The following is a 6,900-nucleotide window of genomic DNA, read 5'->3' as shown; positions in this document are numbered from 1 at the left end:
ATTGAATGCGCTTCGGGAGCAGGTTCGTCAGCTTGGCTTGGAGGATGTAGTGCAGTTTCCGGGGTTTGTTGATGACATCAAAAGCGTATACCCCCACGTTGAAGTGCTGGTTCATCCGGCATTGATGGAGGGCTTGGGTGTGGCACTGATTGAGGCATCCTATGCGCGTGTACCGGTGATTGCGACTCGGGTTGGAGGCATTCCGGAAATCGTGCGGGATCGTGAAAACGGCATCTTGATACCGCCTGCAGATTCGACAGCCATTCGGAATGCGATGCTGGAGTTACTGGCTCAGCCGGATCTGAGAAAAACCCTTGGCGAAGGTGGGCGGATGCTGGCGCTACGTGAATTTGCCGTCGAGCCGATGGCGGCTGGAAATGCGCAGGTCTACCGCTCGGTGTTGAGCTGAACCCATCTGGATTTTGAAAATGCGGACGGTGTGGTCGAAGGTTGCAACTGGGGCAGCGGTAGTGAGGGGTAGTTGTGCGCTTATGCTCATCGCAGCATGGGGACTGCTCTCTTCGAACGAAGACGTGCGAGATCATGCGCCCGAGTGCGAGGTGGATCTGTCACAAATCCGAGAACCGATTCCTCTTCCCACAGTAGCGAGTCGATGGGGAAATCAGAGTCCGTATGAGGTTAATGGTCAGCGCTACGAAGTGCTCGAATGTGCCGAGGGGTATTGTGCGACGGGCATTGCGTCCTGGTATGGCATGAAATTTCACGGTCGTCCCACCTCGAACGGTGAGGTTTTTGATGTCTTTCAGATGACCGCTGCCCACCGAACCCTGCCGATCCCGTGCTATGCGCGCATTACCCATCTCGGGAACGGTCGTTCCGTTGTGGTGAGGATCAATGATCGTGGTCCGTTTGTGGAGGGACGGATTTTGGATCTCTCATGGGCTGCTGCAGCAAAGCTGGGCATGGTGGAATCGGGGTTGGCAGAAGTTGCGATTGAGGTGGTCACAGGAACGTGAGATTTGGAAGTATTGATTTTGTCCTCGCCCAACGTTTCTCAAACACTGGGTGAATCGATAGCACCGCGCGAGTTGTGCAACTGAGGATCGGGTGGATCAGGATTCAGCTTTGGATTCGGACTTCTGCCCTTTGGACTGTTGTTTTAGACCCAGGGCGATGGAGTTGACATCCCGGCAATGCAGCCAAGTAATCGCAGCGACCACGAGACTGCCCACGAGAACATAGGGAGTGAAATAGGCCAAGCCCTGTTGAAAGACGTCAGGGCTGTCAGGTGTGGCTGAGTTCATTTCATTCAGGTGTCGGGTCAATTGAGCATAGGCGAGACCAATGCAACCATACGCGAGGTTGAGCGCCATGCCCTTGAAACTGAGAACTGTGGCGCGAATTTTGCGGTTTGAAACTTGGTTGAGATAGAAGGAAATCGAAAAACTGACGAGGGAGAAGCAGAGGAACAGGATGATGGCAAAGCCCAAACCCAGCCAGGGGATTGCGAACGATGCTCCTGCAAATCCAAGGATGCTCAATCCGACAATGCATGCAAAAATGATTGAAGGACTGAAGTGATCGACAAGGCGACGGATCCATGGAGCGGCCATAAAATTGAGGATAGCGATTCCCGCACCGATCACCCCAAATGTAAATTCGGGATACTGTACGAGGCGGTAGTATTCGCTGCCCAGGGTGGCGAACATGCGCAGAATGCTGTCGGCGAATGCACCTGCAAGAATGATGATCAGGGCAAAGGGTGTCTGCAGGATCCACTGGCCTGCTGAAAGGGTCTGCCGGGTTGCATCCCATATACTGATGCCTGTGTGGCGGTCAGGTGCATTGACGTCAACAAACCTCAGGTTGTTGAACCAGCAGAGCAATGCCGTGCCGAAAGTGAGGAACAAGGGAATGCGAAGCGTGTGTTCGGAAGTCACAACCAGGTTGAACCCCATGAGCTTGAGCAGATCTTGCATCAGGTCGGCATCGTAGACGAGTGCTCCCAGAATCATGGTGACCATGAATCCGATGGATTGCCAGCGGGAGACACTTTCGAGCACATGAGACCATCGATCCTGCATGTTGGCCGCTTCGAGGCTGTCGTAAACCAACGCTTCATCGGAGCCACTGGCAGCCGCTTCTCCCAGTCCACTCAGGATGCGATTCGCGGCAAGTACCCAGAACAGCAGGTTGGGGTTCCCTGTGGGGGCCCACGCCCAGACTGCCATTTCGATGACCATGAGGCTTGCAGTGAAGACCATCATGGATTTTCGACCCATCAGATCCGAAAGGGAACCCGAAGGGACCTCGGCGAGCAAAATCGTAGCTGCCCAGATGGCATTGAGCATGGCAAATTGCTCCAGCGTCAGCCCAAAATCCAAAAAAATCACGGCGAAGACCGGATAGTAGAATCGGGCATTGAACAGGACGCGAAAGATCAGGAAATGTCGGATGTTTCGCCGGGCTATGGCTTCCAGGGAAGCTGTGGGTTGGTCTGTCGCTGAATCAGGCATGGGGGGATGGTTGATTTCTGGAAAACAGGAACGAAAGGCTCACGAGCAGGGCTCCTCCCAGTAGCAGGGAAGCGGGTGCGGGTGTTCCCAGTCCGGTTGGCAAAAATCCAGCCATGACGGCAACGAACGCTGCGAGAAGGGCGTAGGGCAGTTGGGTGCGCACATGGGCGAAGGGTTCAATGCCGCACGAAATTGAGGATACAATGGTGGTATCACTGAGTGGGGAACAGTGGTCACCAAATACTGCTCCGCTGAAGACGGCGGCAATCGTTCCGATGACGAGTGGACCATCTGGTGCGTTGGAGAGATGAATCGCAAGGGGCAGGGCCAAGGGCATGAGCACCCCCATGGTTCCCCATGAGGTTCCCGAAGAAAAGGAGATGAGTGCACCAGTGAGGAAAACCACAAGAGGGAACAACCAGTTTGGGAACTGTCCCTGCAGGATGGCTGCGAGCACGTTGACGGTTTGCAGGGGTTCCAGGGTACTGCTGAAGATCCACGCACTGATGAGGATGCAGATCGGTTGAAACAGGTGTTGCACTCCTTCCATGAAGGTTGCACTCACGCTGACGCCCTGTTTGCGAATGCTGGGTGCATTGAGTAGCACAGCTGTGAGGCACGCAAGGGAAGACACGACAAGCATGACCAGGGCGGCGTCTGCTTTGCCAAAAGCTTCAGAAACGCGGGACAAGTGCAGGGGAAACAGGTTGCCTCCGGTTCCGTCCCAGTAGAGGCCAGCCAACAAACCAAAGGTGAGGATGAGCAAGGGAATGATGGCGCGAAGACTTTTGGCCGGGTGGGAAACCTGCGCTTCGGAGAGGGACTCGGAAGCGTCATCGGGTTTCCCAGAGTTCAGGGCCTCGGCTTCGGCCAGTCGCATGGGGCCAAGGTTCCAGTCTTTGAGTATGACAACCGCAAGCAGGATGAGCGTGAACCAGCAGTAGAAATTGTAGGGAATTGACTGAAGGAAGAGGTGAAACGGGTTTGAAGTGGCTTCCACTCCCGCAAGGGTGAATCCCTCGCGAATCATGGACAGTTGGTAGGCAATCCAGGTGGACATGACCGCAACGCATGCAACGGCACTGCTGGTAGAGTCCACAATGTAGGCAAGCTTCTCACCCGAGATGCCGAGACGTCGACTCGGTTCCTGCAGGGTTCGTCCGACGAGCAGACTGTTGGCCAATCCATCGAAGAAGCAGGCCAAGCCGAGTCCATAGGCACTTGCCATGAGCATTCGACGACCTGCGCGCTGGTTGTGAATCCAGCGGTGGAGCAGGGCATTGATGCCTCCTCCCTTGGAGACTACAGCTGCAAAACCGCCCAGCAGGAGGGTGAAGATGAGGATGCTCAGATTCCAGGAACTTTGCAGGGAGGGCAACAGGTGATCGGAGAAAAAGGCGACAAAGGCGGATGCAGGATTTCCCTGATGCAGCAGTATCATTGCCGAGGTGGCACCTGCGAGCAGGCCGGTAATCGCCCGTCGAACAAGGAACACGGTACTGACGGCCACAATGCTCGGCCAGAGCGCTGCCCAGTGTGCATCCAGCAGCAGAACGCCAAATGTGAGAAACCACAGTGCGAGAGCGATGTATGCTCGAATCGACATTGGCGCTTTCCCTAGCACCGGAATCCAGCAATTTCAACGGCGATTCGGGATTTGATGGTGATAAGTGCGCCCTCGGCAGAGCCAGGAAATGCGCATGAAAGGGTCAGCGCGTCAGGCTCAGCACGGCAAAAAAATTACAGGTGCTGCCTGCGATCACGAAAAGATGCCAGATGACGTGTGCGAAGGGGATCTGTTTCATGAGATAGAAAAGGACCCCGATTGAATACACCACTCCTCCGGTGATCAACATCACCAGTCCAAAGACTGATATGCGTGGAATGAGCTGTACAATCACGCCTGCGAACATCCAGCCCATGACCAGATAGATCAGTGACGAGCGCAGACCGCCATGCGTTTTGCTCAAGCTCTCCCACACGATTCCGGTAATCGCGATGCCCCAGATGAGACCGAAAAAACTCCATCCCAAAGGTCCGCGCAGTGGTCCGAGCAGGAATGGGGTGTAGGTCCCTGCGATCAGAAGGTAGATGCCGCAGTGGTCAAGGATCATGAACACGCGTTTTGCCGGGAGGTAGCGGATACCGTGAAACAAGGTGGATGCGGTGTAGAGCAGTACCATGGTCGATCCGTAGATGGAACAGGCGACCACAAGCCAGGCATCAGCGTTTGTGGCTGCGAGCACAATACTGATGACAAGACCAGCGACCCCCAGCAGCGCTCCAATCCCGTGAGTAACGGCGTTCAAGGTCTCTTCCATCGGAGAAAATCCCGAAGTGGGATGCAGTTCATCAAAGGACGCTTTTTCGGGTTTCATGCAGCACCAGTGCAAGCGTATCTGGCACATTCGGCAAGGCGAATTGTCGGTTTTGGGTCCATACATTTATCACGCACAATCGACAGTAAAATCGGGATTAGGAAATCTGATTTACGGCAGTGTATTGCGAACTAGTTGAAACGCATTTTTACCTTGGTTTTGACTCTGTATCGGGTTGCGAGTATGCTGTATTCAACGCAAGGCGGATTCTGTTTCGATGGGATCCATCGTGGGATCAGCCGCTCCAACACAAACACTGTGCGAAAGATGAAAAACGTAACGACTCCCCGAATCGCGGTTGTGGGTATCCGTGGTACCCATCACCACGATGATGCCGTTGGCAGTGAAGTGATTCGGCGACTTCTGGAGTGTTGTCCCCCCCAGATTGATGCCTTCGAAATGTCCGGCGGTTACCTTGAGATTGAAAGTGCAATGAAGGATCACTCCGTGGTCATTGTTGTGGATTCCTCCTGTACTGGAGGTCCTGCCGGAAACATTTTCTGGCTCGACAGTCATGAACGTCCTGGCTGTGGGGACTGGTTTCCTCACTACGCAATACATGTATCGGGAATCGCCGATTCACTCGACCTCGCGCTTCATGTTGGAGAGAATCCCAAGCGCCTGATGTTGATCGGGGTGGAAGGTAAGGATTTCACGGATGGAGACGGACTCTCCTCGGAAGTGGAAGACGCGGTGGAAGAGGTGTTGCAGATGCTGGAGCTTGAAGCCGAGCTGGTCGCCTGAACGAAAGGGCTGCTGCACACCTGACCGTATGTCAGGATGGAGACAGCTGTTACAGCGATGCAACGGCCGGGGTTGGCTGTTGCGTGCGCGATGCTACAGGCTCATTAACTCCTTGAAACGAGAAGCCTGTCGCCGGGAAACCTCCACTTCCTCACCCCCACGTAGCATGAGTTTGAGGCCTCCGCTGAACCAGGGAGCGACTTGGTCCACCCATCGCAGATTGACAATCTGCTGGCGATTCGCTCGAAAAAAGAGGCGAGGGTCGAGTCTGGATTCCAGGTGATTCAGGGATTTCGGAATCATGGGCTGGTGCGTATCAAAGCGGATGCGCGTGTAACTGCCATCCACTTCGAGCAGCCGAATGTCGGAGATCGGAACAAACCAATAAAAATCTCCGTCCTTTACAAAGACCCGGTCATCGGAGGAGAGCATGGAGCTGGGGGGCGTGTCAGCGTCTGCTTCTGTCGAAGGTGATGTGGAAGAGAGTCTTACTTTCTCTACGGCCTGCTCGAGGCGTTCGAACTGGATCGGTTTTTGCAGGTAGTCGAGCGCATTGTATTCAAATGCCTTCAGGGCATAGGCGTCATAGGCGGTAGTGAAAATCACCTCGGGAACCCGGTCCAGGGATTCAAGAAGTTCAAAACCATTTCTACCGGGCATTTGGATGTCGAGAAATACAACATCAGGGCATAGGGCTACGATTTTTTCTTGCGCTTCGTCGGCATGGGCGGCTTCACCCACGATGACGATATCGTCGATTTGTTCGAGCAGGTATCGCAATTCCTTGCGGGCGAGGCGGGTGTCGTCAACGATGAGAGCTTTCATGAGAGTGCTCGGGATTTTGGGCAATTGTGAAGGCGGCTTCAACGGTTTCTTCATTCAGATTTTGCACCGTGAGCGAGCAGTGGGAGGGAAAGAGCAGGTCGAGACGTTCCTGTGAGTTGCGCAATCCGATGCCCGTATCCACGATGGAATTGCGGACAGAGGGTTGGTGGAGTTGTCCGGTGTTGCGCACACTGACGCGAAGCGTTCCGTTGAGCAGACTGGACTGAATAGTGATGGAACCGCCGTTCGGGAGATTGGCAATTCCATGTTTGATCGCATTCTCAACCAGTAACTGCACGGACATCGGAGGAACCCGGAGCTGAAGCGTATGGGCATTGATGTCAAAATGGTAGCGCAGGCGTTCCTCATAGTGAATCGATTCAAGTGCAAGATAGTCGCGCACGATCGCGATTTCCTGCTCAAGCGGGACCAGCGTCTCCTGGTGAAACTGGATGGAGTAACGCAGAAGATCGGAC

At 54.4% G+C, this 6,900-nt stretch carries 8 protein-coding genes; 3 read left to right on the top strand and 5 right to left on the bottom strand.

Going from position 1 to position 6,900, the window contains the following annotated elements; genetic code table 11:
- Nucleotides 1-409, top strand: a 409-nt coding sequence (locus ABQ298_16125) for a glycosyltransferase (GenBank protein MEQ9825912.1), incomplete at its 5' end; no start/stop codon positions are given.
- Between the two features lie 82 nt (nucleotides 410-491).
- A complete protein-coding gene (locus ABQ298_16120; GenBank protein ID MEQ9825911.1) occupies nucleotides 492-977 on the top strand; it encodes a septal ring lytic transglycosylase RlpA family protein in 486 nt (161 codons plus the stop codon).
- A 96-nt stretch (nucleotides 978-1,073) separates the two neighbouring features.
- Here ABQ298_16120 and ABQ298_16115 read toward each other — a convergent pair whose 3' ends face one another.
- From ABQ298_16115 to ABQ298_16105, 3 genes are all read right to left on the bottom strand, one after another.
- Nucleotides 1,074-2,477: an MFS transporter gene (locus ABQ298_16115; GenBank protein ID MEQ9825910.1), complete on the bottom strand. Its 1,404-nt coding sequence runs from the start codon at nucleotides 2,475-2,477 to the stop codon at nucleotides 1,074-1,076.
- On the bottom strand, nucleotides 2,470-4,083 hold the full coding sequence (locus ABQ298_16110; protein MEQ9825909.1) for a Na+/H+ antiporter NhaC family protein: 1,614 nt from the start codon (nucleotides 4,081-4,083) through the stop codon (nucleotides 2,470-2,472). The genes ABQ298_16115 and ABQ298_16110 overlap by 8 nt, the downstream gene beginning before the upstream one ends.
- A gap of 103 nt (nucleotides 4,084-4,186) precedes the next feature.
- A complete protein-coding gene (locus tag ABQ298_16105; protein ID MEQ9825908.1) occupies nucleotides 4,187-4,855 on the bottom strand; it encodes a hemolysin III family protein in 669 nt (222 codons plus the stop codon).
- Nucleotides 4,856-5,122: 267 nt separating this feature from the next.
- Between ABQ298_16105 and ABQ298_16100 the strand changes: the two genes are divergently transcribed.
- Complete coding sequence (locus ABQ298_16100; GenBank protein MEQ9825907.1) at nucleotides 5,123-5,599, top strand: hydrogenase maturation protease; 477 nt, start codon at nucleotides 5,123-5,125, stop codon at nucleotides 5,597-5,599.
- Between the two features lie 93 nt (nucleotides 5,600-5,692).
- Here ABQ298_16100 and ABQ298_16095 read toward each other — a convergent pair whose 3' ends face one another.
- Complete coding sequence (locus tag ABQ298_16095; protein ID MEQ9825906.1) at nucleotides 5,693-6,424, bottom strand: LytTR family DNA-binding domain-containing protein; 732 nt, start codon at nucleotides 6,422-6,424, stop codon at nucleotides 5,693-5,695.
- Nucleotides 6,405-6,900: histidine kinase (locus ABQ298_16090; protein ID MEQ9825905.1), on the bottom strand; the 496-nt coding region annotated here is incomplete at its 5' end. The genes ABQ298_16090 and ABQ298_16095, both read right to left, overlap by 20 nt.

Source organism: Puniceicoccaceae bacterium (assembly GCA_040224245.1).
In the GTDB taxonomy this organism is placed as follows: domain Bacteria; phylum Verrucomicrobiota; class Verrucomicrobiia; order Opitutales; family JAFGAQ01; genus JAKSBQ01.
Note: the sequence above shows the minus strand (reverse complement) of the source record. Positions and strands in the feature narration are given on the sequence as shown.

Bases quoted from the DNA above. Each gene is read 5' to 3' on its own strand.
- ABQ298_16120 (MEQ9825911.1), top strand. From the start codon at position 492: ATGCTCATCGCAGCATGGGGACTGCTCTCTTCGAACGAAGACGTGCGA.
- ABQ298_16115 (MEQ9825910.1), bottom strand. From the start codon at position 2,477: ATGCCTGATTCAGCGACAGACCAACCCACAGCTTCCCTGGAAGCCATA.
- ABQ298_16110 (MEQ9825909.1), bottom strand. From the start codon at position 4,083: ATGTCGATTCGAGCATACATCGCTCTCGCACTGTGGTTTCTCACATTT.
- ABQ298_16105 (MEQ9825908.1), bottom strand. From the start codon at position 4,855: ATGAAACCCGAAAAAGCGTCCTTTGATGAACTGCATCCCACTTCGGGA.
- ABQ298_16100 (MEQ9825907.1), top strand. From the start codon at position 5,123: ATGAAAAACGTAACGACTCCCCGAATCGCGGTTGTGGGTATCCGTGGT.
- ABQ298_16095 (MEQ9825906.1), bottom strand. From the start codon at position 6,424: ATGAAAGCTCTCATCGTTGACGACACCCGCCTCGCCCGCAAGGAATTG.